24 protein-coding genes are annotated in these 24,543 nt (G+C 59.7%); 8 read left to right on the forward strand and 16 right to left on the reverse strand.

Annotation, left to right across the window (positions count from 1 at the left end):
- The first annotated feature begins 15 nt into the window (after positions 1-15).
- A complete protein-coding gene (locus ACYQ12_RS00260; RefSeq protein ID WP_459865969.1) occupies positions 16-1,194 on the forward strand; it encodes an NnrS family protein in 1,179 nt (392 codons plus the stop codon).
- 46 nt (positions 1,195-1,240) lie between these two features.
- On the opposite strand, the gene ACYQ12_RS00265 is transcribed toward ACYQ12_RS00260, so the two are convergent.
- Positions 1,241-1,609: a PAS domain-containing protein gene (locus ACYQ12_RS00265; protein ID WP_459865972.1), complete on the reverse strand. Its 369-nt coding sequence runs from the start codon at positions 1,607-1,609 to the stop codon at positions 1,241-1,243.
- 240 nt (positions 1,610-1,849) lie between these two features.
- On the opposite strand from ACYQ12_RS00265, the gene fdxA reads away from it, so the two are divergent.
- Entirely contained in the window at positions 1,850-2,176 is a 327-nt protein-coding gene (fdxA, locus tag ACYQ12_RS00270; protein ID WP_459865975.1) for a ferredoxin FdxA, read from the forward strand.
- A 265-nt stretch (positions 2,177-2,441) separates the two neighbouring features.
- Here fdxA and ACYQ12_RS00275 read toward each other — a convergent pair whose 3' ends face one another.
- The 7 genes from ACYQ12_RS00275 to ACYQ12_RS00305 form a co-directional block, all read right to left on the reverse strand.
- Positions 2,442-2,669, reverse strand: coding sequence for a hypothetical protein (locus tag ACYQ12_RS00275; protein ID WP_459865978.1), 228 nt, complete (start codon positions 2,667-2,669; stop codon positions 2,442-2,444).
- A complete protein-coding gene (locus ACYQ12_RS00280; RefSeq protein WP_459865981.1) occupies positions 2,666-3,001 on the reverse strand; it encodes a hypothetical protein in 336 nt (111 codons plus the stop codon). Before ACYQ12_RS00280 ends, ACYQ12_RS00275 begins: the two co-directional genes overlap by 4 nt.
- A complete protein-coding gene (locus tag ACYQ12_RS00285; RefSeq protein ID WP_459865984.1) occupies positions 3,001-3,876 on the reverse strand; it encodes a peptidylprolyl isomerase in 876 nt (291 codons plus the stop codon). Before ACYQ12_RS00285 ends, ACYQ12_RS00280 begins: the two co-directional genes overlap by 1 nt.
- A gap of 77 nt (positions 3,877-3,953) precedes the next feature.
- Positions 3,954-4,736, reverse strand: coding sequence for a respiratory nitrate reductase subunit gamma (narI, locus tag ACYQ12_RS00290; RefSeq protein ID WP_459865987.1), 783 nt, complete (start codon positions 4,734-4,736; stop codon positions 3,954-3,956).
- An 11-nt stretch (positions 4,737-4,747) separates the two neighbouring features.
- Positions 4,748-5,449, reverse strand: a complete 702-nt coding sequence (gene narJ / locus ACYQ12_RS00295) for a nitrate reductase molybdenum cofactor assembly chaperone (protein ID WP_459865990.1) — start codon at positions 5,447-5,449, stop codon at positions 4,748-4,750.
- Positions 5,446-6,972: a nitrate reductase subunit beta gene (gene narH, locus ACYQ12_RS00300; protein WP_459865993.1), complete on the reverse strand. Its 1,527-nt coding sequence runs from the start codon at positions 6,970-6,972 to the stop codon at positions 5,446-5,448. The genes narJ and narH overlap by 4 nt, the downstream gene beginning before the upstream one ends.
- Complete coding sequence (locus tag ACYQ12_RS00305; RefSeq protein WP_459865996.1) at positions 6,969-10,748, reverse strand: nitrate reductase subunit alpha; 3,780 nt, start codon at positions 10,746-10,748, stop codon at positions 6,969-6,971. The genes narH and ACYQ12_RS00305 overlap by 4 nt, the downstream gene beginning before the upstream one ends.
- Before the next feature lie 484 nt (positions 10,749-11,232).
- On the opposite strand from ACYQ12_RS00305, the gene ACYQ12_RS00310 reads away from it, so the two are divergent.
- On the forward strand, positions 11,233-12,288 hold the full coding sequence (locus tag ACYQ12_RS00310) for a tellurite resistance/C4-dicarboxylate transporter family protein (RefSeq protein WP_459865999.1): 1,056 nt from the start codon (positions 11,233-11,235) through the stop codon (positions 12,286-12,288).
- 83 nt (positions 12,289-12,371) lie between these two features.
- Here ACYQ12_RS00310 and ACYQ12_RS00315 read toward each other — a convergent pair whose 3' ends face one another.
- Positions 12,372-13,793 (reverse strand): aminotransferase-like domain-containing protein, encoded by a 1,422-nt coding sequence (locus ACYQ12_RS00315; RefSeq protein ID WP_459866002.1) that lies wholly within the window; start codon positions 13,791-13,793, stop codon positions 12,372-12,374.
- A 132-nt stretch (positions 13,794-13,925) separates the two neighbouring features.
- On the opposite strand from ACYQ12_RS00315, the gene ACYQ12_RS00320 reads away from it, so the two are divergent.
- Positions 13,926-15,089 (forward strand): MFS transporter, encoded by a 1,164-nt coding sequence (locus tag ACYQ12_RS00320; protein ID WP_459866005.1) that lies wholly within the window; start codon positions 13,926-13,928, stop codon positions 15,087-15,089.
- Between the two features lie 90 nt (positions 15,090-15,179).
- Here ACYQ12_RS00320 and ACYQ12_RS00325 read toward each other — a convergent pair whose 3' ends face one another.
- The 5 genes from ACYQ12_RS00325 to ACYQ12_RS00345 all read right to left on the reverse strand — a co-directional run bounded on the left by ACYQ12_RS00325 (position 15,180) and on the right by ACYQ12_RS00345 (position 19,207).
- Positions 15,180-15,809, reverse strand: coding sequence for a LysE family translocator (locus ACYQ12_RS00325; RefSeq protein WP_459866202.1), 630 nt, complete (start codon positions 15,807-15,809; stop codon positions 15,180-15,182).
- 105 nt (positions 15,810-15,914) lie between these two features.
- Complete coding sequence (locus ACYQ12_RS00330; protein ID WP_459866008.1) at positions 15,915-16,838, reverse strand: alpha/beta fold hydrolase; 924 nt, start codon at positions 16,836-16,838, stop codon at positions 15,915-15,917.
- A 176-nt stretch (positions 16,839-17,014) separates the two neighbouring features.
- Positions 17,015-17,503: a GNAT family N-acetyltransferase gene (locus ACYQ12_RS00335; RefSeq protein WP_459866011.1), complete on the reverse strand. Its 489-nt coding sequence runs from the start codon at positions 17,501-17,503 to the stop codon at positions 17,015-17,017.
- 84 nt (positions 17,504-17,587) lie between these two features.
- Entirely contained in the window at positions 17,588-18,220 is a 633-nt protein-coding gene (locus ACYQ12_RS00340; protein WP_459866014.1) for an NAD(P)H-dependent oxidoreductase, read from the reverse strand.
- A 63-nt stretch (positions 18,221-18,283) separates the two neighbouring features.
- Entirely contained in the window at positions 18,284-19,207 is a 924-nt protein-coding gene (locus ACYQ12_RS00345; RefSeq protein ID WP_459866017.1) for a DMT family transporter, read from the reverse strand.
- A 75-nt stretch (positions 19,208-19,282) separates the two neighbouring features.
- On the opposite strand from ACYQ12_RS00345, the gene ACYQ12_RS00350 reads away from it, so the two are divergent.
- Positions 19,283-19,774 carry a MarR family winged helix-turn-helix transcriptional regulator gene (locus ACYQ12_RS00350; RefSeq protein ID WP_459866020.1) on the forward strand — a complete coding sequence of 164 codons (492 nt, stop codon included), beginning with the start codon at positions 19,283-19,285 and terminating at the stop codon, positions 19,772-19,774.
- Between the two features lie 218 nt (positions 19,775-19,992).
- On the opposite strand, the gene ACYQ12_RS00355 is transcribed toward ACYQ12_RS00350, so the two are convergent.
- A complete protein-coding gene (locus ACYQ12_RS00355; RefSeq protein ID WP_459866023.1) occupies positions 19,993-20,367 on the reverse strand; it encodes a DUF2306 domain-containing protein in 375 nt (124 codons plus the stop codon).
- Between the two features lie 78 nt (positions 20,368-20,445).
- On the opposite strand from ACYQ12_RS00355, the gene ACYQ12_RS00360 reads away from it, so the two are divergent.
- Positions 20,446-21,042, forward strand: coding sequence for a TetR/AcrR family transcriptional regulator (locus tag ACYQ12_RS00360; protein WP_459866026.1), 597 nt, complete (start codon positions 20,446-20,448; stop codon positions 21,040-21,042).
- A 311-nt stretch (positions 21,043-21,353) separates the two neighbouring features.
- The gene (locus tag ACYQ12_RS00365) at positions 21,354-22,757 is read left to right on the forward strand and encodes an N-acetylmuramoyl-L-alanine amidase (protein WP_459866029.1); all 1,404 of its coding nucleotides are present in this window, start codon (positions 21,354-21,356) and stop codon (positions 22,755-22,757) included.
- A 108-nt stretch (positions 22,758-22,865) separates the two neighbouring features.
- On the opposite strand, the gene ACYQ12_RS00370 is transcribed toward ACYQ12_RS00365, so the two are convergent.
- Positions 22,866-23,504, reverse strand: a complete 639-nt coding sequence (locus ACYQ12_RS00370; RefSeq protein ID WP_459866032.1) for a hypothetical protein — start codon at positions 23,502-23,504, stop codon at positions 22,866-22,868.
- Between the two features lie 455 nt (positions 23,505-23,959).
- Here ACYQ12_RS00370 and ACYQ12_RS00375 point away from each other — a divergent pair, with 455 nt between their 5' ends.
- Entirely contained in the window at positions 23,960-24,517 is a 558-nt protein-coding gene (locus ACYQ12_RS00375; RefSeq protein ID WP_459866035.1) for a DUF4126 family protein, read from the forward strand.
- Positions 24,518-24,543 lie beyond the last annotated feature (26 nt).

The following is a 24,543-nucleotide window of genomic DNA, read 5'->3' on the forward strand; positions in this document are numbered from 1 at the left end:
GCGGCCGCTCGCTCCATGACAAGGCATCGTGACGTAGCCAGGCGCAACAGGCTGCCTGCCCATGTGCTGTTCTTTCCTGCCGCAAGCCTGTATGCGGCTCTGCTGGTCCCGCTCTCGCTCTGGGCAATGTTCCATCGTCCTGATCTGCTGCCCAGTCTGAACAGTGGTCTGGGGCATGCCCGGGAGTTGCTTTTCGGGTTTGCCCTGGCCGTAGTGGCGGGATACCTGCTGGGGCCCATGCCTCCATACCGTCTGGCTGCGCTCTTTCTCCTGTGGCTGGGAGCCAGGGTGAGCTACCTGCTGATACCTTCTAGCCTGTTGCCCTCCCTGCTGGGCGCGGCTTTCGCCGTGATGCTGGGCGCTCTTCTGCTGCCTCGTTTTCGCACCGCCAGAAAATGGCGCAACCGTCTGCTGGCTCCGTTGTTGCTGCTGATCTGCTTGCTGGCGGTGATGGCATTCGGGCTGGCGTACACAAAAACGCTGACAGGCCTGCGCTATGCCGTCGTGCACCAGGCCGTACTGCTGCTGGCACTGCTCATGCTGTTCATGGGCGGGCGTGTGGTTGCACCGGCAATGGCCGGATACCGGTTACGCCGGGGCGAGGCTGTCGGGGCCCGGGTTCAGCCACGTATCGAGGGGCTGATCATGACCGGCATGCTGTTCAGCGTGCTGCTGTCGGTCTGGCCGTCCGGACGGCCATGGGCGGGCTGGGCCCTGGCCGGAACCGGTCTGCTGGCACTGGTGCGCCTGCTTCGCTGGCAGCTGTGGCGCTGCGCCCGTCGGCCGGATCTGCTCTGTCTGGGGATCGGCTATGGCTGGCTGGCGGCGGGCCTGCTGAGTAATGGGACTGCTCAAGGAGTGGGGCAGGCGACGCCGGCATTGCTGCATATCATCACCCTAGGCGCATTGGGCACCCTGACGGGTGTCGTCATGCTGCGTACCGCCATCCTGCAAGCCGCGCCCCGGACCGAAGCCGATCTTGGCCGGGAGCGGATCATCGTTGCCTTCACGCTGCTGATCGGCATGGCAACCCTGCTGCGTCTCGCAGCGCCGCTGGTCCCGGGGCTGTATCTGCCGCTGCTGTGGGCGGCGGCGCTGGCCTGGAGCCTGGCCTGGCTTCTGGCCGTGTGGAGACTGTGGCTGGCGGTCGGCATGACACTGCAACGCCGCTCCATGCGCCGGGCCGAAGCGTAACCGGAACTGGACCTGTCGGTGGCAACGAGCGATGCCTGGCTGGGTCTCATGCCGTTGGCCGACAGAAGGCGACGGCACCGACAAGGCTCCCCGCCGTATCCCTGATGAGGGAGAAGCACACCTCTGCATAACATGGCTGCCCCGCTGCGGTTAGGGCGCGGGTGCGTACGAATTGCCCGCCCAGCCGGGTGCTGCCCGTGGACAGGGCCTGCTCGAATCCGCGCCAATGAGCAGCGCGCAACTTTTCGGGAATGATCAGATCGAGGCTCTGTCCATGCGCATGTTCTGCGGTAAAGCCGAAAAGGTCGGTCGCAGCGCTATTCCAGTAGCGAATCAGGCCCTGGCGGTCGGCATAGATAGTGGCAAGCGGGTTCTCTTCCAGAATAGCTTCGAGAATGTGCTGTTGTAGAGCCATCTGACACCTTTGGTAAGAGGAGGAGCGGTCGTCGGGATACCGTGAGTAAAGGCATGGTCCGCATCTCGGTTGACATCGAGCGAATTGATGATCAGAAGCTGATCTCGACCAGTCACTGCAGAAACCCGGGGCTGACATTTCAGCAAGGGCTCTAACGGGTTTGTGATACAGGAATCTCCTGGAAAACTGCCGCAGATCTCTATAAGATATATATGTAATGCATCTTATAGGAGAGATGCCATGACCTTTGTCGTGACCGAAAACTGTATCAAGTGTAAATATACGGATTGCGTAGAGGTATGTCCTGTCGACTGCTTCTATGAAGGCGAAAATTTTCTTGTCATTCATCCTGATGAATGCATCGATTGTGCTCTTTGCGAACCTGAATGTCCTGCCGAGGCTATCTTCCCCGAAGATGAACTGCCCGATTCGCAGCGCCATTTCCTTGAACTCAACGCCGAGCTGGCGGAAAAATGGCCGTCAATTACTGAAGCGAAAGCGCCTCTCGATGAAGCGGAAAAATGGGATGGTGTCGCCGGTAAGCTGGATTACCTGAACAAGGAGTAGATTGGCCTAAACGCTCTGTCTGAAAATTGTCTGCGCTCGTCCATACGGCATTAAAAATTGGCTCGGGCGCGAGTCCGATCAAACGACTCATTTACATCTCGTGAACTGGTACGCCAGCCCGGTCCATTTTTTCGCCAATTTTTGCCTTGTCTGGCCATCTCTCGTCGATTTTTCAGACAGAGCTTAGATCCCTGTCGCGCCGGCTCGGAGCGAAGGACCGAGCCGGACTCGTTGGCTTTCGAGATCGCGGGCCTATCCTCATGGGTCAGAAAATGAGGAGCATGATCGTGACGAGCACGCACACGATCGCGACGACGGCCCAGATCGTTGGCCAGGCCTTACCTTCGTCCTTCTGAACGGATACCGTCTTCATCGGGTCGGTACCACGTTGATCCGGTCCATACAGCTCATCGTGCCGCTTCTTGAGCGCGGGATTCAGCGGCACGTCATTCGTCGTCTCATCGGAAGATTTGTCGGGCGGTGTGGTGTTCATCGGTCACCTCTTGTTTCTCGCGCTAGGGAGGGCTGCTCGCGCAGCCTCCGATCGGTCAGCTGCCAGCGCACCATGAGGGCCAGGCAGGTGGCTCCCGGGTCGGAGCTGTTGCTGATTCTGCTCGTCAGCTGGGCCCAGGCATGCGGGTCGGCGAAGCGGCTGAAGTCGGCAATGGCGGCACGCGCCAGGCCCGCCAGCGACGTGCCGGCGCGCCTGGCAGCCAGTCCGGCCTCTTCCGCGAGCTCGGGATCGGTGGCCTCGATCCATGCCTGGAAGCCGGTAGTGGAGCGCTTCGCGTCGCCCAGAAGATCACCCAGTGTCGGTGTCGGCATCAGTGATCTCCCATGGATGACGATGGCTCGATCATCACGCCCTCTATCGCCGCCGAGTCCGCAAGCTCGGCAGCATAACGCGTGGCTGAAACTGCCCAGGCGCGGGCCTCGAGCATATCCGCAATCCTGTCCTTGGCCATATCGAAGGGTAGCGTATTGCCATTGAGCCTGCGTTGCAGGCGTAGCACATGCCAACCATGCTGGGAGCGGACTGGCTCCCGCCCGGTAGTGCCTTCAGCCAGCGCCTCCAATGCCTCTTGCACGACTGCGACCAGTTCACCGCGGCGCACCTGTCCAAGCGATCCTTCCTGGTGGGCCGTAGGACAAGCGGAGAACTTGCGTGCCGCTGCGGCAAATGCCCGGGAGTCGTCGCCTACCTGGGTGGCAATGGTCCGGGCCCTGGCTTCGGCACTCGCCCAGGCGTCCGCATCGTCTGCATTCGGCTCGATCAGGATATGCGACGCTTCGAACAGATCGGGCGTGCGAAAGCGATGAATGTGTCCCTCGTAGTAGCGCCGGCACTCTGCCTCGCTGGCACTAGCCGGTTCGATTTGCCGCTCCAGCAGGGCCCGGATGAGCGCGTCCTCCTCGGTCTCGCAGCGCCCCGCTTCATCGACTTCGGGAGCGGCACATATTCCCTGACGGCGAGCCTCCTGAAGCAGCAGCTCGCGCAGCGCCAGGGCGCGTGCAGCTTCCTGCCAGGCCTGTTCGCCATCGTTGGCCGGGTGGTGCTGAATCTCCTGGGCGATGGCTTCCGCTTCGATCTCCACGCCGTTGACGCTGATCGTCCCGAAGCTGGGGGGTGCCAACCTGATCCGGGGATCGGACTCCATGGCCCCGCCGCCGCATCCGCCGCTTTCGCAGGCGCTGGGCATGACGGGTTCCGGTCGAGCAGGCCTACCTACATCCGTCGCAATAATTTGTTCGTCCATCGGTCGGTGCACTCCACTGCTTATTGGGCGCTCTCGCTATGAGCGCGTGGCGTTGCATTACCTCCGGCGCCTGGCGTGAGCCCCGTGACGCCTGGAACGGGTGTCGTGGTGCCACGCTTCGCGCGTGATCGAACGATCTGATAGCCCGGCCGGAGCAGATACCAGACGGGAGCGCTCCAGATATGCACCAGCCGTGTGAAGGGGGTGATCAGAAACAGTGTCAGTCCCAGCACGATATGGAGCTTGTAGACGAGGTAGGTATCGGCGATCAGGTAGGAGGCGCCCGGGTCGAGCGTCAGTATTCCCTGTGCCCAGCCCATGAAACGCACCATCTCCTCGCCACTAAGATGGTCCATGGTCCAGAGGGTCGTGGAAAGTCCCAGGAACAACTGAAGCCACAGCAACACCAGCACCAGGATGTCGCCGATGGAGGAGCTACGGCGAATGCGCGGGTCGGACAAGCGCCGATAGAGCAGCAGACTGCAGCCAACGAATCCTGCAATTCCCGCCAGCCCACCCACGATGAGCGCTGTCAGTTGCTTGAAGCTATGGCTGATACCGAAGAACTCGAACAGCCGGATCGGTGTCAGCAGGCCAACGAAATGGCCGACGAACAGAACGATCACGCCCAGGTGGAACAGATTGGAGCCGACCATCAACTGCTTGCGCCGCAGGAACTGGGAGGACTGGGAGCGCCAGGTGTACTGGCCCTTGTCGAAGCGCAGAATGCTGCCCAGGATCAGTACCGTAATGACGAGATAGGGATACCAGCCAAACATCAGGTAGTTGGTGAGGTCGTTCATCATGTCCTCCTTTAGTGTCTGCCCGTCGAGGCTGGCATCTCGCTGGCCGAACGGATCCTATCGATCACCCACGTCGTATCATCGCTACGATTTCTGGGCAGGGGCGCGGTGAAATCGACCGGCGCTTCCTCCCACTCCTCATCGATGGGCTTCTCCGTATGGGCCCCGGTACGTTCTTGCAATTCGGCTATCGCATCGGGATCGGGACGGGCATCGGCAAGCGCGACCAGAACCTGAAGGATTGCGGCATATGGCGACTCCCGTTCCGACAGTCTCTCCGCCAGTACGGCCAGGACATGCACCGGCTCGCCTAGCCAGTCTTGCGCTTCCTGGGGCGGCAGGCATGACAGGAATTCGAGAAACAGGGGCAGGAAGTCGGGCAGCTCGGTGGGCTCCATGATGAAGCCACGATCGATGTATTGCTGGCCCAGATCGATCATCGCCTGGCCACGCTCACGGCTCTCGCCATGGACATGCTCGAAGAGATGCAGCGAGAGCGAGCGTGAATGATCGAAAAGCTCGCTGTAGTCGATCTGCAGGTCGATCAGATCCTTCTTCTCGAACGCTTGCAGAAGCGGCTCCAGGGAGTCCTGCAACTGGGAGGGAATCGCCGCCTCCGAACGCAGGCCGGTGCGAACCTCACCGATATGCTCCTTGAGCTCGGCAGACGGATAGCCGAGCAGCGCCGATAGCGCACGCAGTGTCGTTCTCATGTGGGGACGTCCGTATGGGGTTTGCGAGCGGCCCGCATGGGGCCACCGAACAGGTTGGTCTGCGTTCTGCCGTTGTTGACCTCACCGAAGCCGAAGCCTGAGGAGCCTCGGAGATGGTAGGCGTCCTCGTTCGTCTCACGATGCGAGGTGGGAATGACGTAACGATCCTCGTAGGCTGCCAGCGCCATGTATCGGTACATTTGCTCGATGATGGCACCGGTCAGCCCGACACGCTCCGCAATGCTCTCGTCGATACGCCCATCGACGGTCTTGGCCCGCATGTAGGCCCGCATGGCCAGCATCCGCTCCAGCGCAGCGGCAATGGGCTCTTCATCGCCGGCGGTGAGCAGGTTGGCCAGATAGCGCATGGGAATGCGCAACGAACGTACGTCCGGCATGCCGTGGTTGACGGACATCCTGCCGGCTTCCGCCGCCGACTGGATGGGCGACAGGGGCGGTACGTACCAGACCATGGGCAGCGTGCGGTATTCGGGATGCAGCGGGAAGGCCACTTTCCATTGCACGGCCATCTTGTAGACCGGCGAGTGGGTTGCCGCTTCCACCCAGGTCTCGGGCACGCCGTCACGCCTTGCCTGCGCCTGGACGGCGGGATCGTCGGGGTCGAGGAAGACGTCAAGCTGGGCAGGGTAGAGGTCCTTGGGGTTTTCCACCGATGCCGCTGCCTCGATGCGATCGGCGTCATAGAGCATCACGCCGAGATAGCGAATGCGCCCGACGCAGGTTTCGGAGCATACAGTGGGCTGTCCCACCTCGATACGCGGAAAGCAGAAGATGCATTTCTCGGATTTGCCGCTCGACCAGTTGTAGTAGATTTTCTTGTAGGGGCAGCCCGAGACGCACATGCGCCAGCCGCGGCACTTGTCCTGATCGATCAGGACGATGCCATCCTCCTCGCGCTTGTAGATGGCGCCGGAGGGACAGGAAGCCAGACAGGAGGGGTTGAGGCAGTGTTCGCAGAGCCGGGGCAGGTACATGAGGAAGGTCTGCTCGAACTGGCCGTAGATCTCCTTCTCCACCCCGTCGAAGTTGTAATCGCGGGAGCGTCTGGCGAACTCACCGCCCAGATCGTCTTCCCAGTTGCCGCTCCACTCGACCTTTTTCAGCAACTCACCGGTCACCAGCGAACGCGGTTTTGCCGACGGCTGCGCTTCCAGTTCGGGTGCCTTCTGCAGCCACTCGTATTCAAACGTATAGGGCTCATAGAAGTCGTCGATCTCGGGAAGGTCGGGGTTGGCGAAGATCTTCGAGAGCAGACGCCATTTGGAGCCGCCACGCGGCTGGATCTTGCCGTTTTTCTTGCGGACCCAGCCACCTTTCCAGCGATTCTGGTTCTCCCAGTCCTTGGGATAACCGACCCCCGGCTTGGATTCGACATTGTTGAACCAGGCGTACTCGACACCTTCACGGTTGGTCCAGACATTCTTGCAGGTAACGGAGCACGTGTGGCACCCGATACATTTGTCCAGATTCAGCACCATCACGATCTGCGCGCGTACCTTCATAGCGCCTCCGTCTTCGTATCGTCAGCCTGATCGCCGGCCGTGGCGGTCGTGCTGGTAGCAGTATCGTCCGCGGCTCTATCGAACCAGTTGGCTTCGTTCATCTTGCGGATGATGACGAACTGGTCGCGGTTGGCGCCGACCGTGCCGTAGTAGTTGAAGCTGTAGGCGAGTTGGACGTAGCCCCCGATCATGTGGGTGGGCTTCATGTTGACGCGCGTGACGGAATTGTGGATGCCACCGCGCTGCCCGGTGATCTCGGAGCCGATGGTGTTCACCATCTTCTCCTGCGCGTGATACATGATGGCCGAACCGGGCATGACCCGCTGAGAGACGATGGCGCGGGCGGTGAGTGCGCCGTTGATGTTGAAGGCCTCGATCCAGTCATTGTCCTCGATGTCGGCTGCCTTGGCGTCCTCTTCGCTGATCCACACCGTCGGCCCGCCGCGGCTGAGGCTGAGCATGATGAGGTTCTCGGTGTAGGTCGAGTGAATGCCCCATTTCTGATGGGGCGTCAGGATATTGAGCTGAATCTCCGGGTTGCCGTTGGGCAGCTTGTTGAGTACCTGCTTGACCGAGCGCGTATCGATCGGCGGGCGCCAGGTCACGAAGCCCTCGCCGAAGGCCCGCATCCAATCGTGGTCCTGGTAGAGCTGCTGGCGGCCGGTCAGGGTGCGCCAGGGAATCAGTTCGTGGACGTTGGTGTAGTTCGAGGTATAAGAGACATGCTCGCTCTCGATACCCGACCAGGTCGGTGAGGTGATGATCTTGCGCGGCTGGGAGACGATGTCGCGGAAGCGAATCTTCTCCTCTTCCTTGCCCTCGGCCAGGTGATGGTGGTCGCGCCCGGTCTGCCTGGATTGCGACGCCCACGCCCGGATGGCCACCTCGCCGTTAGTCTCCGGCGCCAGCGTCAGGATGGTCTCGCAGGCGTCGATATCGGTATCGATCCTGGGCCGGCCGGCACTGGGACCGTCCGGGACCACGCCATTCAGCGCTTTCAGCAGCTCGATCTCGGGCGTGACGCTCCAGTTGAGTCCCCGCGAGCCGTTGCCATTCGTTTCCTGTCCCGGTCCCAGCGAGGTGAAGCGGGCGAAGGTCGCCGGGTAGTCGCGCTCGACCAGGGTGACGTTGGGCATGGTCTTGCCGGGCATGGGCTCGCACTCGCCCCTGCTCCAGTCGCGTGGTGCGTAAGGCTGGGCGAGTTCGGAGGGCGAGTCGTGCGTCGTTGGCGTCAGCACCAGGTCGTGCTCGACACCGAGCTCCTCGGCGGCCACCTCGGAGAATTTCCTGGCGATGCCGCGGAAGATGTTCCAGTCGCTCTTGGCCTCCCACACGGGGTCCACCGCCGCGGTTAGCGGGTGAATGAAGGGATGCATGTCGGTGGTGTTGAGATCGTGCTTCTCGTACCAGGTCGCGGTGGGCAGCACGATGTCGGCATACAGCGCCGTGGTGGACATGCGGAAGTCGATGGTCACCATCAGGTCGAGCTTGCCGGCCGGCGCCTCCTCGTGCCAGACCACCTCCTCGGGACGCTCGTAGCCGTTGCGCACATCATCGGTGCCGACCACACCATGGCGCGCGCCGAGGAGATGCTTGAGGAAGTACTCATGGCCCTTGCCGCTCGCCCCCAGCACGTTGGAGCGCCAGAAGAACATGTTGCGTGGCCAGTTCCTGGGGTTGTCCGGGTCATGGCAGGCAAGCTTCAGATCGCCGGACTTGAGCGCCTCGGGAACGGCCTCGAGCGGGTCGGCGCCGCGCTCGGCGAGCTGGCGGCCGATCTCGATGGGATTGCTCTGCAACTGCGGTGCGCTGGGCAGCCAGCCCATGCGCTCGGCACGCACGTTGTAGTCGATCATCGCCCCCGACCAGTGGCCGGGAGGCGCCGTCGGCGACAGGATGTCGGAAATCTTCAGCGACTCGTAGCGCCACTGGTCGGTGTGGGCGTAGAAGAAGCTGGTACTGTTCATGTGGCGCGTCGGCCGTAGCCAGTCGCTGGCAAAAGCCAGCGGCTGCCAGCCGGTCTGCGGACGCAGCTTCTCCTGGCCGACGTAGTGCGCCCAGCCGCCGCCGCTCTGGCCAACGCAGCCGCACATGGTGAGCAGCGCGATGATGCCGCGGTAACTCATGTCCATGTGGTACCAGTGATTGAGACCCGCGCCGACGATGACCATCGAGCGGCCGTGGGTCTTCTCGGCATTGCTGGCGAATTCGCGCGCCACCTGGATGATCGCATCGCGCGGCACGCCGCAGACCTTCTCGGCCCATGCCGGTGTGAACGGAATGTTGTCATCGAAGCTGGCGGCGACATTGTCGCCACCGAGGCCGCGATCGACGCCGTAGTTGGCCAGGAACAGATCGTAGGTGGAGGCGACGTAGGTCTTGCCGTCCACCAGCTCTAGTGCCTTCACCGGCACGTTGCGCATCAGAATCTCGTCATGCTCGGTGGCGACGAAGGTCTTCGGCGCCACCGTGCCGAAATAGGGGAAGGCGACGGCAGCGACGCCGTCGCTCTTCTCTGCCAGGCTGAGTCCGAGGCGCACATCGCGGCCCTGGCTGTCCCTTTCCTCCAGGTTCCACTTGCCTTCCTCGCCCCAGCGGTAGCCGGCGCTGCCCAGCGGACAGACGACATTGCCGCTGCGTTCGTCGATGGCGACCGGCTTCCAGTCGGGATTGTTGGTCTCGCCGAGTGCGCCTTCGAAGTCGGCGGCACGTACCAGGCGGTCAGGTACCAGCCGGCCGTCGCGTTCGACCAGCTTCACCAGGAAGGGCATATCGGTAAAGCGCCGGGCGTAATCGTCGAAGTAGGGGACCTGGCGGTCGACATGAAACTCGCGCAGCACCACATGACCCAGCGCCAGAGCGAGCGCGGCGTCGGTCCCCTGCTTGGGGTGCAGCCACATATCGCCAAACTTGGAAGCTTCGGAGTAGTCCGGCGACACCACCACGCTCTTGGTACCCTTGTAGCGCACTTCCGTGTAGAAATGTGCGTCCGGCGAGCGGGTCTGCGGAACATTGGAGCCCCACACCAGCAGAAATCCGGAGTTGTACCAGTCCGCCGACTCCGGCACGTCGGTCTGCTCACCCCAGGTCTGCGGCGAGGATGGCGGCAGGTCGCAGTACCAGTCGTAAAAGCTCAGGACGGTGCCACCGATCAGGCTCAGGTAGCGGGTGCCGGAAGCGTAGGAGACCATGGACATGGCCGGGATCGGCGAAAAGCCGGCGATACGGTCGGGGCCGTACTCCTTGATGGTGTAGGCGTTGGCGGCGGCGATGAGCTCGTTGACTTCGTTCCAGTCGGCACGGATCAGACCGCCACGCCCGCGGCGTGTCACCCAACTCGCACGCGTTTCGGGAGTCTGCACCAGATGGCGCCAGGCCGCTATCGGCGTCATCGTCTCACGCGCCTCGCGCCAGGCGCGCAGCAGGCGAGCGCGAACGAGGGGATACTTGACGCGTGTTCCCGAGTAGAGATACCAGCTGTAGCTGGCGCCGCGAGGACAGCCGCGCGGCTCGTGATTGGGCAGGTCGGGACGGGTGCGTGGGTAGTCGGTCTGCTGTGTCTCCCAGGTGACGATGCCGCCCTTGACATAGATCTTCCAGGAGCAGGAACCGGTACAGTTCACGCCATGCGTCGAGCGTACGATCTTGTCCGATGCCCAGCGCTTGCGGTAGGCATCCTCCCACTCGCGGGATTCATCGGTGGTGATCCCGTGCCCCTCTGAGAATTTATCCTGGCGACGGCGAAAATAAGTGAGGCGGTCAAGAAAGTGGCTCATTGATCCATCCTGAGTTCTATGCTTATCGGCGTGCTTTACTTGTTCAGGCTGGTTCTCTCTCGAAATTAAGTCAAAGTTAAGTTGATTGTTTTTCAACTAATTAATTGATCGAGGTCAATGCATTCGCATACTCTATATATTGTTGTTATATGTTATTTTATATGTAAAGAATATTTAATTTTCTTGTAACTTTTACGGTTTCCTTTGAACCCGGGAAGCCGGTAATGTTTATTGCCACGCGGATGTGGCTATGCCAGACGGAAAAGGGGTACAACTCATACCCATGATGGGCAGCTGATTATACCCACAATGGACGGCTGAACCCGCCCCATTGGGTCACGTGTCGGGGATGGCGGCTGGGCCATAATGGGCTCTGGCTCGGAGTTCATGATCGACCGAAGAAGCGCGAGGAATGTGCCGACAATCGGAATAAGGACAGTGGGTCAATTATATATTCGACTGAAATAATGGGAAAAGATTAATCATGGATCGAATTGCACTTCTGGTGGATACCGCCGCCGCCAACCTCTTTCCAGGCTATTTCGCCTTAGTGATGGCGACTGGAGCGGTCTCGGTCGCTTCGCATCTGCTGGGGCTCGCTTGGATAGCACTGCCCTTGTTGTATGTGAACTGCCTTGCATACGCTATCTTGATTTTTCTCACGTTGCTTCGTGCCATGCGCCATTCCGGCCGGCTCGTTCAGGATATGCATACCCATTCAAAAGGGCCGGGCTTTTTCACCCTTGTGGCAGGGACGTGCATTCTTGGCTCTCAGATGCAACTGGTCGCTCATGCCCCGTTTGCTGCACGTCTGCTAGGGGTTATAGGTATTGGACTATGGTGGCTTATCATGTACTGGTTCTTTGTTGCCGTTACCGTGCGTACTGAGAAGCCCACCCTACGTAAGGGAATCAATGGTGCCTGGCTGCTTGCTTCCGTCGGCACGCAGTCTATCGCGGTGCTTACGGTACTTGTGGATTGGCCGCAAGCTGCAACAGTTCCTGCCCTGTTTTTCGCCATCTGCATGTTTCTGATTGGTTGCATGTTATATCTCGCCATTATCCCCTTGATTTTCTATCGTCTGACTTTTGTACCAGTAGATGGGGCATCGCTCACGCCACCCTATTGGATCAATATGGGCGCCATGGCCATCGCTACACTGGCGGGGTCGAGTATTACTCTGGTGCTAGAGGAAAGTGTCGTGCTCCAGAGTTTACTTCCTTTCATAAAAGGAATGACGGTTTTCATGTGGGCGGCAGCGACTTGGTGGATTCCGCTCCTTGTCGGATTGACACTTTGGCGCCATCTGATTGCGAGGCAACCCTTACGCTATAATCCGCAGTATTGGGGGATGGTATTTCCCCTCGGTATGTACACGACCTGCACGATACGTCTTTCCGATGCGCTGGATCTGTCATTTCTGCTTATCATTCCTCGTGTCACTCTCTGGGTTGCCTTATTCGCCTGGCTCATGGTGGCCGGAGCGATGTTGTTGTCGCTGGTTTACGGGCAAAGACAGAATCCATCCGCTCCCGTGTAGCGTTGCCAATGGCGCGGCAGCAAGCCTGCCAGACCCTTGTGTTTTCAGCCTGCATTACGGTGCGGACGGTACTGATTGCGAGCCTATTTTCCAGGCAGAGCGAGAGGGTCATTAACGAGAGGATCATTAATAAACCGAACAGCTCGCATATCTCCTGTATAGGCGACATTGATGCGTATCCAGGGAGTGTCAGTGCCTTGAGGCAGGAAGATGTGACCCGGCGACAGGCTGATGCCGATGCGTTCCGCACGCTCGACAAGCAGAGTTGATGATTCGATTGTCGGATGACGCACCCAAATGAACATGCCCCCATCCGGCTCGTCAAAGACCTCCCAGCCTGCATTCTTGAACAGACCCAGGGCCGTCGCCATCTGCCCCGATAGCTTGATTCTGAGCCGCTCTGCCAACTTTCGATAGGCACCGTTCTGGAGCAGAGCGGTCACTACATGCTCGGCAAAGCGCGAGGTGGAGATGCTGGTGAGCATCTTCAAGTCGACCAAGGGGCCGAGCAGCTCCGGCGCGGCGGCAATGAACCCCACACGCAGCGAGCTGGACAAGCTCTTCGAGAAGCTGCTGAGGTAAATGACCCGGTGCAGTCCGTCGAGTGATGCCAGTCGAAGAGCAGGGGCATGTTGAAAGTCGGCATAGATGTCGTCTTCGACAATACGGAAATCATGCTTCTCTGCGAGCTGCAGGATGCGGTGGGCCACGGTCGGTGTGAGTGTCGTCCCGGTCGGATTCTGGAATACGCTGTTGATGAAAAACAGCTTGGGCTTGTGCGTTTCCAGCAGCTCTGCCATGCGCTCGGTATCGGGCCCTCCAGCCAGGCGCGGCACGCCGAGCATCTTCACCTGCTGCAGTTGAAGCAGGCCGAACAGGTTGTAGTAGCCTGGTGATTCCACGAACACCGTATCGCCAGGCTTGAGCATGTGCCGGACAATCAGATCAAGTGCATGGCTGCCGCCACCGGTGAGAAGGATCCGCTCGGCATCGGCTTCAATGCCGAGCAGCCGAGTCCGCTCCTGGAGCAAGGCACGCAGTTCTGGCGATCCCATCGGGGTGCTGTAATCGAACAGCCCCGAGCGGCTCTGCCGGGTTACCTGACGGATCGCATGGGAGAGATCCTCCCCGTCGTGCCAATGGTTCGGCAGCCATCCGCATCCTAGCTTCAGGCTTTTCTCGTTGGCTTGAAACAGATGCCACATCTCTCCGGTGAGGTTCTCGAGGCTGGCTGATGCTGCGGATTTCTTGGCAAGCACCCTGGTCGCGCTTCCTGCCACATAAAAGCCCGAGCCTGGTTTCGAGCGAACCAGCCCCTGTGCCACCAGCCGCTCATAGGCCTCGATCGTCACGTTGCGGCTGATCCCGAGATCGCGAGAGAGGTGACGAATCGAGGGGAGGCGACGACCGCCCCCGGCCCCGTTCTTCACGATCCAGTCGCGAAGGCCCTCCGTTACCTGCTGTACCAACGGGGTGGGCGAGCCCGGGTCGACATTCAGCTTCACTGCGTATCACTCCTGCCTGCCACCGTTCCGGAAAATCCTGGAACAGTGCCTGAGTTATCGGTGGTAAGCGTTCCTTTTTACCATGCCGCTCGGGTGCGATGGTGAGCTGATTCACAACCTCGTGGTGCCCTCATGAACAAAATGAACATTCTTCGGCTCGCCTTTGCGTTATGTATGGTCACGACCGCCGTCAACTTGCAGGCCCCGCTTTATGCAGGTCTGGCAGCGGCGAACGGGCTAGGAGTGGGAGCCAGTACTCTGGCATTCGCCGGTTACGTGTTGGGAGTTCTGCCGGTGCTACTTGCGCTGAGTGGGCTCCCCGACTGGATGGGGCGACGCCCGCTGGTGATCGCCGCCTTGTGCCTGGCCCTGGCCGCCACGTCGCTGACGCTCCTGTTTCCCGGGCTCGTGACGTTGGGGGTGGCCCGCTTCATGTTGGGGATCGGCACGGCACTCACTTCGGCGGTGGCGCCGGCTTACATGCTTGAGCTTTACCAAGGGAAGGATATGCGGATACCCGCTACCTGGGTAGCAGCCAGTACATCGTTGGGCTTCGGTCTGGGGGCTGCAGTCACCAGTCTTTTCGTCCTTCGATCACCCAGCCTGACCCCTCCGAGCCTATGGATCTATCTTGGAGCGGGGGGGCTGGCATTGCTTCTGGTTATCGGGTTGCAGGATACCGCGCCGCGTCAGAAAGACGCCGCCATGCTCCGCCTGCCGGCCTATCCTCCGGGGTCCGTTCCCTATGGGCTGGCCATCCTGCTGGCCTGGGCCACGGTCGGCGTAGTCATTGCCATTCTGCCCTCGGCCCTTGCCCTTCATGGGCTGTCTGCGTGGTCCGGCTTTGCCACGTTTGGTATCTGCAGCTGTGGGTTACTGTTTCAACCCTGGGCGCGCAGGCTTTCACCCCAGGTCTCCACGCAACTGGGCCTGGTCATTCTCCCCCTGGCCTATGCGATGATCGCCTGGGGCGCGTTGTATGGCAGCCTAAGCGCAGTGCTGGCGGGCGCCTTGGCTGCTAGCAGTGCTTGCTATGGTTTCGTGTACCTGGGCGGGCTCAGTGGGGTAATCGAGGTAGCCGGAGCAGACAAGGCCCGAGCGAGCGCCGGCTTTTTTCTCATGGCGTATCTCGGCTTCAGCTTGCCCGTGATCGTCATTGGTCTGTTGATCGATGCGCTTGGTCACGACGTTGCATTGGCCTGGTTCGGCGCTGCTCTGACCCTCGGATCCGTTGGCGTCGGGATGGGCTTTCGGTACGGCAGATGGCGGTCAATGAGCCCCACGAAAGGGTCATGAAGGCTTATGTTACCCGTGCATGGACCGCCTATGCGCTACAGCCTGTCAGCGCACAGGAGGCAAGCATGGTGTGCAGCGCGCGATTAAACCCTAACGATTTGAGGCTATCAGGGAGCCGCCAGCAAGCATGAATAGGCTGCCGGTGGCTCGGTTAAACAGCTTGGCTCTACCCGGGCTCTTGAACCAGCGGCTAATACCCGATCCGAGTCCCGCATAGGTCGACATCAAGGTGATATCGATGACAAGCCACGTCGTCGCCAGAATGACAAACTGCAGCAACTGCGGTTCACTTATATCGATGAAGTTGGGGAAGAGAGCAGCGAAGAACAAGAGATCCTTGGGATTACTGATCCCCACCATGAAGCCGCGACGGAAAAGCCTGCCAGTAGAAGCCATGCCATTGTCTGCTTCTGCGCCGGTCTGTGGCGCTACAACAGCCGTTTCCAGCCAGGCTTTCCCTCCCAGGTAAATCAGATAGGCTCCTCCAAGCATCTTCAGCACGTAGAATGCCGTCTCTGAAGCGGCAAGGATCGCCCCAAGTCCCAGCGATGAAATCATCATGAGAACCAGCGAGGCCGAAGCGCCCCCGAGGACGGTGGCCGTCGCGCGTTGTCTGCCGAACTTGAGCCCATGACTGGTGCATAGCAATGCCACCGGGCCCGGAAAAATGATCAACGCAAAAATGACGCCAACGTAGGTCAGCCAAGTCAATCCATCCAAGGGTAGCTCCTTGATGTTATGATTTTCAGTGCGCCCCACCATGGCAGCTCGTGCGCAAGGGGGCATTTATATGGTTGGACTGCTTCTTCAATTGCCTGATGAATTTCAGCGCAGGCCAGAAAAGGCATTCTCACTGTGAGAAACACTATCCTGCTGAAAGAAGTCGATCATTCTTGCTCCGATTTCTTCGGGCTGCTCTTCAGGCATGTAGTGGCCACAATTGCGTACAATGCCGCCCTCGATCCGGTTCGCTAGTGGCTTCATTGCCTCTAGAATATTCGGTGACATGCCTGCGTCTCCGCCTAGAGCGAGTATCGGCGTCTCTATTTTTTCATTCGATAGATGTCTGTTTTGTTCAATGTCCTCAAAAACAGCCCGGTAATAGGCCAGTGCTCCTCTTAAGTTCCCTGGCTGTTTATAAACGCGCTCATATTCATCGATATCAGCCTGCGAGAACGTACCTGCGGGATTAAAGGTCTTGTTTTGCAGAAACCATTCTATATAGCTTCTCTCACGACCGGATATCAATATTTCGGGGAGGTCCGCTATAGGATGAAAGAAGAAATGCCATGATTTCCAGTTATGTGGGCCCACTTCGACGGTGGACTTGAGCGTGACGCCGGGTATGTTGGCATCCAGCATGACCAACCGGCCCACCTCATCGGCAAAACGGGCCGCATAGGGATAAGCCACCCATGAGCCAATATCATGAGAGCCGATATGGTAGCGATCGAATCCAAGGGTTCTCGCTAATGCATGGACACGGTCGCCCGTTGTACGTGTGTCGTAACCGTCTGTCGGCTTGTCAGAATCCCCCTGTCCAGGCAGGTCAATTGCAACGACATGGAAGTGATCGCAGAGCAAAGGCATGATACGGCGCCAGGCATACCAACTTTGCGGGAAGCCTGCCATCAGCAGAACAGGAAAACCCTGTCCTCCTGAAACTGTATGAAAGCGGATTCCCTCTGCATCGACCATCGAGTGTGTGAAGCTTTTACCGCCGAGTTCAACTTTGTCATGTACAGACATAGCTCTTTTTCCATCCAAGCCACAGTGGCTGTTTCTCGCACCTTTTCACTTCAAGCTCTCGGCAAGCTCGCGAACCCGTAAGGCCAGAGAGCCGATGAAGAGGCGGCCGTCAACCTGGGCAGGCCAGAGTCCATAGAGCCGTGAAGAAGCATCATGGCCCGGCGGCCCCCGTGCATCTATGCAAGTGTTAGCTTCAGCCCTTCATGCGAAGGGGTAAAGCCCAGCGACTCATAAAACCGGATTGCCTCAGGCCGTGCCTTATCCGAGGTCAGCTGAACCAGATGACAGCCTCGGTTACGTGATTGTTCGATAGCCCATTGGAAGAACTGCCTGCCTACACCGGCCGAACGGTAGTCTCGATGTATCCGAACGCCTTCGATCAGAGCTCGCCAACTTCCCCGATAGGTCAGGTAGGGAATGAAGGTAAGCTGCAGAACGCCGATGACGCGCTCGTCATGTGCGGCTACATACAACATATTATTGTGATCGGAGTTGATGGCTTCGAATGCAGTCTGATAACGCTCATTGAGCGGTTGGGATGCATCCTCCCGCTGCGATCCCAACGGATCATCGGCCAATAGCGAAACGATAGCAGACAGGTCTTGACGCCTGGCTTCCCTATACATGATCTCGCTGATGTAACCCTGCTTGCTTGAGCTACTCATGTCGCCTCCTTTGACATTCTGGCTGCGTCACGCCGACGTTCAGCTGGGATCCGAGCTAATGGGTCCAACAGGTACACAGTTCCCCTAGGGCGAAAGCCGATATTTGTCATGGGGCCAGCGCACCTTCTTGAGCGAGGCCATGCGATCATTCTCGGTATCGCGATATCCCAGCATCATGACGACCGTACTGCGCAGTCCCTTTTGCTTGAGCCCGAGTATGTCATCCAGGGCTTGCGGATCGAACCCTTCCATGGGCGTGGCGTCGACCTGCTCGGTCGCCGCCGCGACCAGGGCCGTGCCAAGGGCGATGTAGGCCTGTCTGGCCGCCCACTGCAGGCGAGCCTCCTGAGTCGGGTGACGACTGATGGCGGCCCTGATCGCATCTCGGTACCCATCCAGCGAGTCCAGGGGCAGGCCGCGCTCGGCAGCCACATGGGCAATGAAGTCATCGACCTGCCCGTCATGGATCGAATCCCACGTGGCAAAGACCAGCAGGTGGGACCCTTCGGTGACCTGGGGCTGGGGAATCGCGACTTCCCGGATCCTCCCGCGCAGGGCCGGGTCTTCGACGACCATGACCGAACAGGGCTGCAGGCCGAACGAGGAGGGCGCCAGGCGAGCCGCCTCCAGGATCACGTCGAGCTTCTCGGGGGGAACGCTTCGACCGTTCATGCGTTTTGTGGCGTAGCGCCAGTGCAGTGCATCGAGGATCGTCATGGTATGAAACTCCTTGATAATCGAGGTGTGTCAGGGGAGGACGGTGACCGTGACGATGTTGCGTTAGGACGCCTTGCCTTGTGCCCCGCGATGAAAGAGTACGGTGCCCAGGCCGATCAGGGCCGCCGCCGCGCCAAGGTGGCTCGGCAAGGCTTCACCCAGGCCGATGATGGCGACAAGTGTTCCGAACAAGGCCGCGACGGTCCCGATCTGGCTGAAGTAGACGGGCCCGGCCAGCTTCTGGAGCAGGAAGTAGAAGAGATACAACACGACAAAGATGCCGGTTTCCGCCATGAGTAGCTGGATCACCAATGGGGAGGCGAGCAGCCCTGCGATCTGTCCCGGCTCGAGGATCAGCACGAACGGCAGCAGCGAGGCCACCCCGCCGAACATCATCAAGGCGGCGAGGAAGATGGGGGCCGCGTCGGCGGGCCAACGCAGGGTCCGATAAAGGTTGCCCGTCGCGATGATGACCGGCATCGCCAGCACTATGATGGCCCAGCCCCAGCTGTCACCCGTCCCGCTGATCTTGCCCAGAGCAAGCAGCACTGCGCCGGCCAGGCCCAGCATCACGCCTGCCAGTCGAGACAGGCGTAATGGCTCCAGTTTCAGCACGACGGCCAAAAACCAGGTCACGAGGATTGGAAAGGCGAAGCTCAACGAGACGAACCCTGCACCGACATGGCGGACGGCCAGGAAGCCCATCGCATTGGGCAGCGCGAAAAGCAATCCCGAGACAAAGGCATACTCGACGGTACGTCGGGTCACTGGCGTGGGCTGGCGCTGCCATCGTGCGCCTCCCAGTAGCAAGCTGCCGGCTCCCAGCATGGACAGGGCAAGAAAGGTGAGCCGGGGCGCCCCGGCGGTATCCGCCAGCTTGGCCACGATAAACGACAGCGCCAGGCATGTCCCGACGAGAAGCAGACAGCCCAAGGCCTGCCATTGGCCTCGACGTGCCGTCTTGTGTAGTCGCAGCGGACTTGCCATGCTTGCCTCCAGATATGATTACCGATCGTGAATCTTTCCATAAAGTATCTTAGTATCAAGATAAAAGGAAGGGCAGTGGATACCGTAGAGAAGGCTATCGAGCAGTGGCGGCGGCAGAAGCCCGAATTGAACCTGCTGGCAATGGCCGTGGTCGGCCGCATGAAGGTGGCAGGCCGCCTGGTACAAAGGGATTTTCTAGAGCCCTTCTTCAAGGAGCATGGCCTGCAGGCGGGCGAGTTCGATGTGCTTGCCACCTTGCGTCGAGCAGGAGCGCCCTACGCGCTGGGGCCGACACAACTGTATGAAGCGCTGTTGATCACTTCGGGGGGCATGACCAATCGACTCGATCGGCTAGAGAAGGCCGGATTGATCGCGCGGGCGCCCAACCCTGAAGATCGGCGCGGTACGCTCGTTTCGCTCACCGAAGACGGGCTTGAGATCATCGACCGGATCGTTCCCCTGCATGTAGAGAACGAAGCCCAGGCATTGGCAGGGCTTTCGGATGAAGAGCAGGAAACCTTGAACCGGCTGCTGGGGAAACTGATCGCTGGGCTTGAAAAGCCCTAGACGCAATGACTCCGGACGCCATCCGCCAGGTGGTGCAACGGCTCCGGGGTTCTCGGATATTGTTGCCCCTGCCATTCACCACGTGACGAACCCCTGGCTCAATGCGTGAAGTCGCCAGCGATACAAGGCAGTTCATTGATGCCGGAGCGACTCGCCAAGGGCACGCAGACCACTATTTCCTAAAGCCGGCTGAAACCGCAGTCTCAATCGTCACGAAATCAAGCGCCGAACAGCCAGCCGCTGATCAGACGACCCGGAGCCAGGGCGCCCAGGCCGGCGCCTAGCAGCCCCAGATAGGCGCCAACCAGAAAATTGCGGTGGATATCCAGACGCCGGCGGCGTACCGCCAGCAGCGATATCACCACGCAGACCAGCACCCAGAGTGAGAGCAGATGAATGTTGCTGAAGGGTCCAAGTATGGCTAGGTCGCTGTGCAACCAGAACGAGGACACCGCCGTGACTATCATCGCCAGCATCCAGGACCAGCCCCGCCAGCGATGTTTCCTTGTGCCCTTCGTCGAAATCAGCTGTACGGCACCGAATGCCAGCGCCCAAAGCGCTGCTACCAGATGAATCCAGACCGCCAACATCATGGCTTCCTCTCCGTCGGGCTGGGCCCGTAACAGCCAATGTGTATACTGTAAACATAAGATAGAAGGGGGATGTGTACAGTGTCAACATCGAGTCAAGGCGATTCCGTTGATCGCTATCATCATGGCGACTTGCGCCGCGCGCTAGTCGAAGAGGGTTTGGAACTACTGGCGGAGAACGGGTATGACGGCTTCAGCCTACGCGAGCTGGCTCGCCGGGTGGGTGTCACCGCCAACGCCAGCTACCGGCATTTCGCCAACAAAGAGGCCTTGATGCAGGCGCTGGCCTCCGAGGGGTTTCGACGCTTGAGCGCCGCCCAGCTTCGGGCCGAGGCACAGGCCGGGGATAGCAACACACTGCTCGCCGGGGGACGCAGCTACATTCGCTTCGCCCATGACAACCCGGCGTTGTTTCGCCTGATGTTCAGCGTGATCCCACCGCAACGGCGCGACGATGAACTGCACGAAGCCTCGCGAAGGGCCTTCGAGACACTGCGCGAGGCGGTTGCCCGCGACTGGCCCGGGGTAAAGCCGGATCCGCAGCGCCTAACCCGCACCACGCTGCGTGCCTGGGCGCTGGTGCACGGCCTGGGCCAGTTGCTGCTCGATGACCAACTGGACGGGTTGGAGGAGGACCCTCTGGGACTGGCGGAAACGGTGCTGGCGGACACCGTGTAGCGGTACGCTGCCGGCCTGCTTCGGGAGACATGCAGAGCGGCACCTCGATCTGCTCGTCGGCAATTCCATTCCCTTGAGGCCGGGCTACGCCTGGCTGTTCTCTCTGAAACACTCAGGCGAGTCTCTGGTAACCCGAACGCTTGCTCACGCTTGATTGCCCGTTTAAGGGGTGAAACACCCGGCTTTTGAAGCTAAGAAGGCTGGCCTGAGCTGATACCCTGTTGCATGAATCGATATCGCGGGACAAGCGATACGGCATAGAACACGGCGCCTGTATGCAAAAGCGGGGCGCTTGGCAGGGAAACAACACCATGCGCATGGGATACCTCTTTATCGCCCTGCTGGTCCTGGTGAGCGCTCCGCTCGCCAGCTACGCCGCCAACATTACCGAGGCTCGCGTTTGGACAGACGCCGGGAAAACTCGGCTTGTCCTGGAAATAACGGGGCCGGTCACACCGAAGATATTCGAACTCGACAACCCGCATCGCCTGGTCGTGGATCTACCCGGCACGGATGCCGACAGCACACTGGCAGACCGACTCGACCTGGGACGTTCGCCCATCGCTGCGGTGCGCACCGGCCAGCACGACCGCATGACGCGCCTCGTGCTGGATCTGCAAGGCCCGGTGCAGTATAAGCACTTCCTGCTGGCGCCCAGTCAAGGGCAGCCCTACCGGCTCGTGCTGGATCTAAGCCGCGGCATTACGGAGCCGTCAAAAACCGCCAACCCTATTGACGTTGTCGCTTCGCAAGCGGCGCGGGTACCGCCTGGGCGAGACATCGTGGTGATTGTCGATGCAGGTCATGGTGGCAAGGATCCCGGCGCGATCGGGGCCAACGGCACCTACGAGAAGGATGTGGTGCTGGCGATCGCCAGGAAACTGGAAAAGCGGCTGGATGACACGCCAGGGTTCCAGGGAGCCTTGACCCGTGCTGACGATACCTTTCTCAGCCTGCGGGAGCGAACGCGGATAGCGCGTGATCTTTCGGCGGATTTCTTCGTGTCGGTGCACGCCGACGCAGCGGCTCGCACGAGCGCTCAGGGCAGCTCGATCTACGCGCTTTCCACGTCTGGGGCTAGCTCGGAAACGGCGCGCTGGCTGGCCGGCCAGCAGAACGCGTCCCTTCTGGGCGGCGATGATGACCATATCGCGCTGGCAAATGCTGATCCCACGCTCCGCTCTGTTCTGCTCGATCTGGCAATGGGCGTGACCCTTACCGAGTCGTTGAATGCAGGCAGTCGCATGCTTGAGGCCATCGGGCAGGTCAACCGTCTTCACAAGCCCCGGGTCGAGCAGGCTGGCTTCGTGGTGCTCAAATCGCCTGACATCCCCTCGTTGCTGGTCGAGACCGGTTTCATCACCAATGCCGAAGAGGAGCGCCGGCTCAGGGCGCCTGATTACCAAGCCCGGCTAGCGGAGGCCATTTACAACGGTCTCGTCGGCTACTTCGAGAGCGGGCCACCCCGAGGGACATGGCTCGCCCAGCAACAGGCGCGTGCAACGGTGCAGGTGTCCAATACCCAGACGAAGGATGTCAGGAAGAGCACCGTGGCGAGTTATCAGATTCAGCAGGGGGATACGCTGGCGACCATCAGCCAAGCGCTCGGTGTGCCTCTTAACGCCCTGCGCGCGGAGAACCCGGTAGACACCCTGCCGCTACAGGCCGGTGCGACACTCCAGCTCCCTGCAAATGCCGCAGTGCCCGGATCATGATGCTTCATGGCGTACAAGTTCGCTTGCATCCCAAGTTGCATGACTGGAAATCCACCGAGAAGCGCAAGCGGTTCAGCCCAGTCGCGTATGCTTCCTGAGTACGGATCTTCAAGCTTGCTGATTGTCTTGAGCTGCGCAAAGATCGTTCAGTTTGCCAATTTGATAGATGTCGTGCATGTACATGTCGAACTTGGAAATAAAATAGGTAACCGATACCAGCAGGAGTATTAGCAGCATCAGGATGAATTCATTGTTGAACCATGAGAGATAACCCACTGAAACTTCATAGGCCGTGGTGTAAACGCTCATTCCGCCAAAAAATAGCGCCAAGAGACAGTTGGCTACAACGATGACGAGCAGCCCCCCTCTAATGTCCTTCGTGGGAGGGCTTGTCTGCAGGAATGGCAGATGACGAACCTTTATCCTGCCATCGCAAACGATATTTTTCTTTCGCCGCAGCAGTGGCTTGGCGTAGACGTGCTCTTTCTCTTCGGAAAAGACATGAAGCAAGGTTCGATGATTGAAACCATCTCCGAAGATGTTCTGTACTGCTTGAATGAAGCCGTGCGGCTTACCCGTTTCTGAATACTCTTTTGCCTTGAGAGATAGGTCATTTAGCTCTCGGTCCTCGACATGAGGAGTTTTCTCTTCATCATCGAAGTTCAAGTTATAATGGATATCGTACACTTGATATATGGATATCGTGACGCCAACGAAGATCATGAAAAATATCAGAATGCTCAACATGTTGTCTGCTCTTCAGCTTTGCTGTATCGCTATCATTCAAGAACTTGAATAATAACTCTCATCATCACGCGTGTCGCGGATTTCTTATTGCGACTCGGGCTTTCTGCTATTCATCGAATAAACGGGCACCTCCTGCCAGAATGATGAGACAGCGATTAATCGGCATGATGGTGCCCCCTTGCATCGTCTCAATCAATCAGCAACAACTTCATGCGTCGTTTTACCGTATCCAACCGCGATTTTTCCGGACCCTTGGACCTTTTCCGATGACCTGAGCTTGACGGCCTGACTACACTGGCATGTGGAGTCACCGAAGACCTGCAGGTCATGCACTGTTGCAGCCAGGATGGCCTGATCTGACCACCGAGATGACATGAGCTCTGATGCCGGCGGTGTCCCTTGTGCTTCTACCGTGGACGGCAACTCGCATCATTCAGCTAACTGGAGACACGAGCATGGCGCGATCGAGCAATCTGTTACGGGGGGCATTGGCCCTGGGGATAGTGACTGGCATGCGGAGTATGCTGGCGCCGACGATGACCAGCCGGGCGCTAGCAGAGCGTCCGGATGTGCAGGACATGGACGAGCCTGCACGCACCCTGGCATCTCCGCGGACGCGCTATGTCCTGATGCCGCTGGCTGCCGGTGAGATACTAGGCGACAAGATGCCCTTCGCGCCAGACCGTACCATCGGCGCCTCGATGCTGGTGCGGGCAGTATCGGGGGGGATGACCGCGGCGGCTCTTGCTCGTGTACAGCGGCAACCGATCCTGCTCCCCGTCCTGGTGGGGGCAACGGCCGCCTGTGTCTCTTCGGAAATCGGGATCCGCTTGCGTAAGCGCTACGGTAGTTCCAGCGCGTTCGCCAACGCGGCGCTGGGGTTAACCGAAGACTGCCTGGCGCTTGCCATCGGTAGCGCCGGACTGCGGCGCGTCATGTGCAAGGCTGACAGAACGGGGCAGCGGCTCGGCCGACACGGAGTGGCCAGACACTACCCGATACGGTCGGTGTGAGAGGTGCGGAGTCCTGCAAGCCTCGA

The organism is Halomonas shantousis (assembly GCF_054654615.1).

Coding starts and splice junctions, on each gene's coding strand:
- narJ (WP_459865990.1), bottom strand. CDS start 5,449: ATGAGAACGACACTGCGTGCGCTATCGGCGCTGCTCGGCTATCCGTCT.
- ACYQ12_RS00260 (WP_459865969.1), top strand. CDS start 16: ATGACAAGGCATCGTGACGTAGCCAGGCGCAACAGGCTGCCTGCCCAT.
- ACYQ12_RS00310 (WP_459865999.1), top strand. CDS start 11,233: ATGGATCGAATTGCACTTCTGGTGGATACCGCCGCCGCCAACCTCTTT.
- ACYQ12_RS00365 (WP_459866029.1), top strand. CDS start 21,354: ATGCGCATGGGATACCTCTTTATCGCCCTGCTGGTCCTGGTGAGCGCT.
- ACYQ12_RS00305 (WP_459865996.1), bottom strand. CDS start 10,748: ATGAGCCACTTTCTTGACCGCCTCACTTATTTTCGCCGTCGCCAGGAT.
- ACYQ12_RS00345 (WP_459866017.1), bottom strand. CDS start 19,207: ATGGCAAGTCCGCTGCGACTACACAAGACGGCACGTCGAGGCCAATGG.
- ACYQ12_RS00335 (WP_459866011.1), bottom strand. CDS start 17,503: ATGAGTAGCTCAAGCAAGCAGGGTTACATCAGCGAGATCATGTATAGG.
- ACYQ12_RS00280 (WP_459865981.1), bottom strand. CDS start 3,001: ATGCCGACACCGACACTGGGTGATCTTCTGGGCGACGCGAAGCGCTCC.
- ACYQ12_RS00330 (WP_459866008.1), bottom strand. CDS start 16,838: ATGTCTGTACATGACAAAGTTGAACTCGGCGGTAAAAGCTTCACACAC.
- ACYQ12_RS00375 (WP_459866035.1), top strand. CDS start 23,960: ATGGCGCGATCGAGCAATCTGTTACGGGGGGCATTGGCCCTGGGGATA.
- fdxA (WP_459865975.1), top strand. CDS start 1,850: ATGACCTTTGTCGTGACCGAAAACTGTATCAAGTGTAAATATACGGAT.
- ACYQ12_RS00275 (WP_459865978.1), bottom strand. CDS start 2,669: ATGAACACCACACCGCCCGACAAATCTTCCGATGAGACGACGAATGAC.
- ACYQ12_RS00265 (WP_459865972.1), bottom strand. CDS start 1,609: ATGGCTCTACAACAGCACATTCTCGAAGCTATTCTGGAAGAGAACCCG.
- narH (WP_459865993.1), bottom strand. CDS start 6,972: ATGAAGGTACGCGCGCAGATCGTGATGGTGCTGAATCTGGACAAATGT.
- ACYQ12_RS00355 (WP_459866023.1), bottom strand. CDS start 20,367: ATGATGTTGGCGGTCTGGATTCATCTGGTAGCAGCGCTTTGGGCGCTG.
- ACYQ12_RS00370 (WP_459866032.1), bottom strand. CDS start 23,504: ATGTTGAGCATTCTGATATTTTTCATGATCTTCGTTGGCGTCACGATA.
- ACYQ12_RS00340 (WP_459866014.1), bottom strand. CDS start 18,220: ATGACGATCCTCGATGCACTGCACTGGCGCTACGCCACAAAACGCATG.
- ACYQ12_RS00285 (WP_459865984.1), bottom strand. CDS start 3,876: ATGCCCAGCGCCTGCGAAAGCGGCGGATGCGGCGGCGGGGCCATGGAG.
- ACYQ12_RS00320 (WP_459866005.1), top strand. CDS start 13,926: ATGAACAAAATGAACATTCTTCGGCTCGCCTTTGCGTTATGTATGGTC.
- narI (WP_459865987.1), bottom strand. CDS start 4,736: ATGAACGACCTCACCAACTACCTGATGTTTGGCTGGTATCCCTATCTC.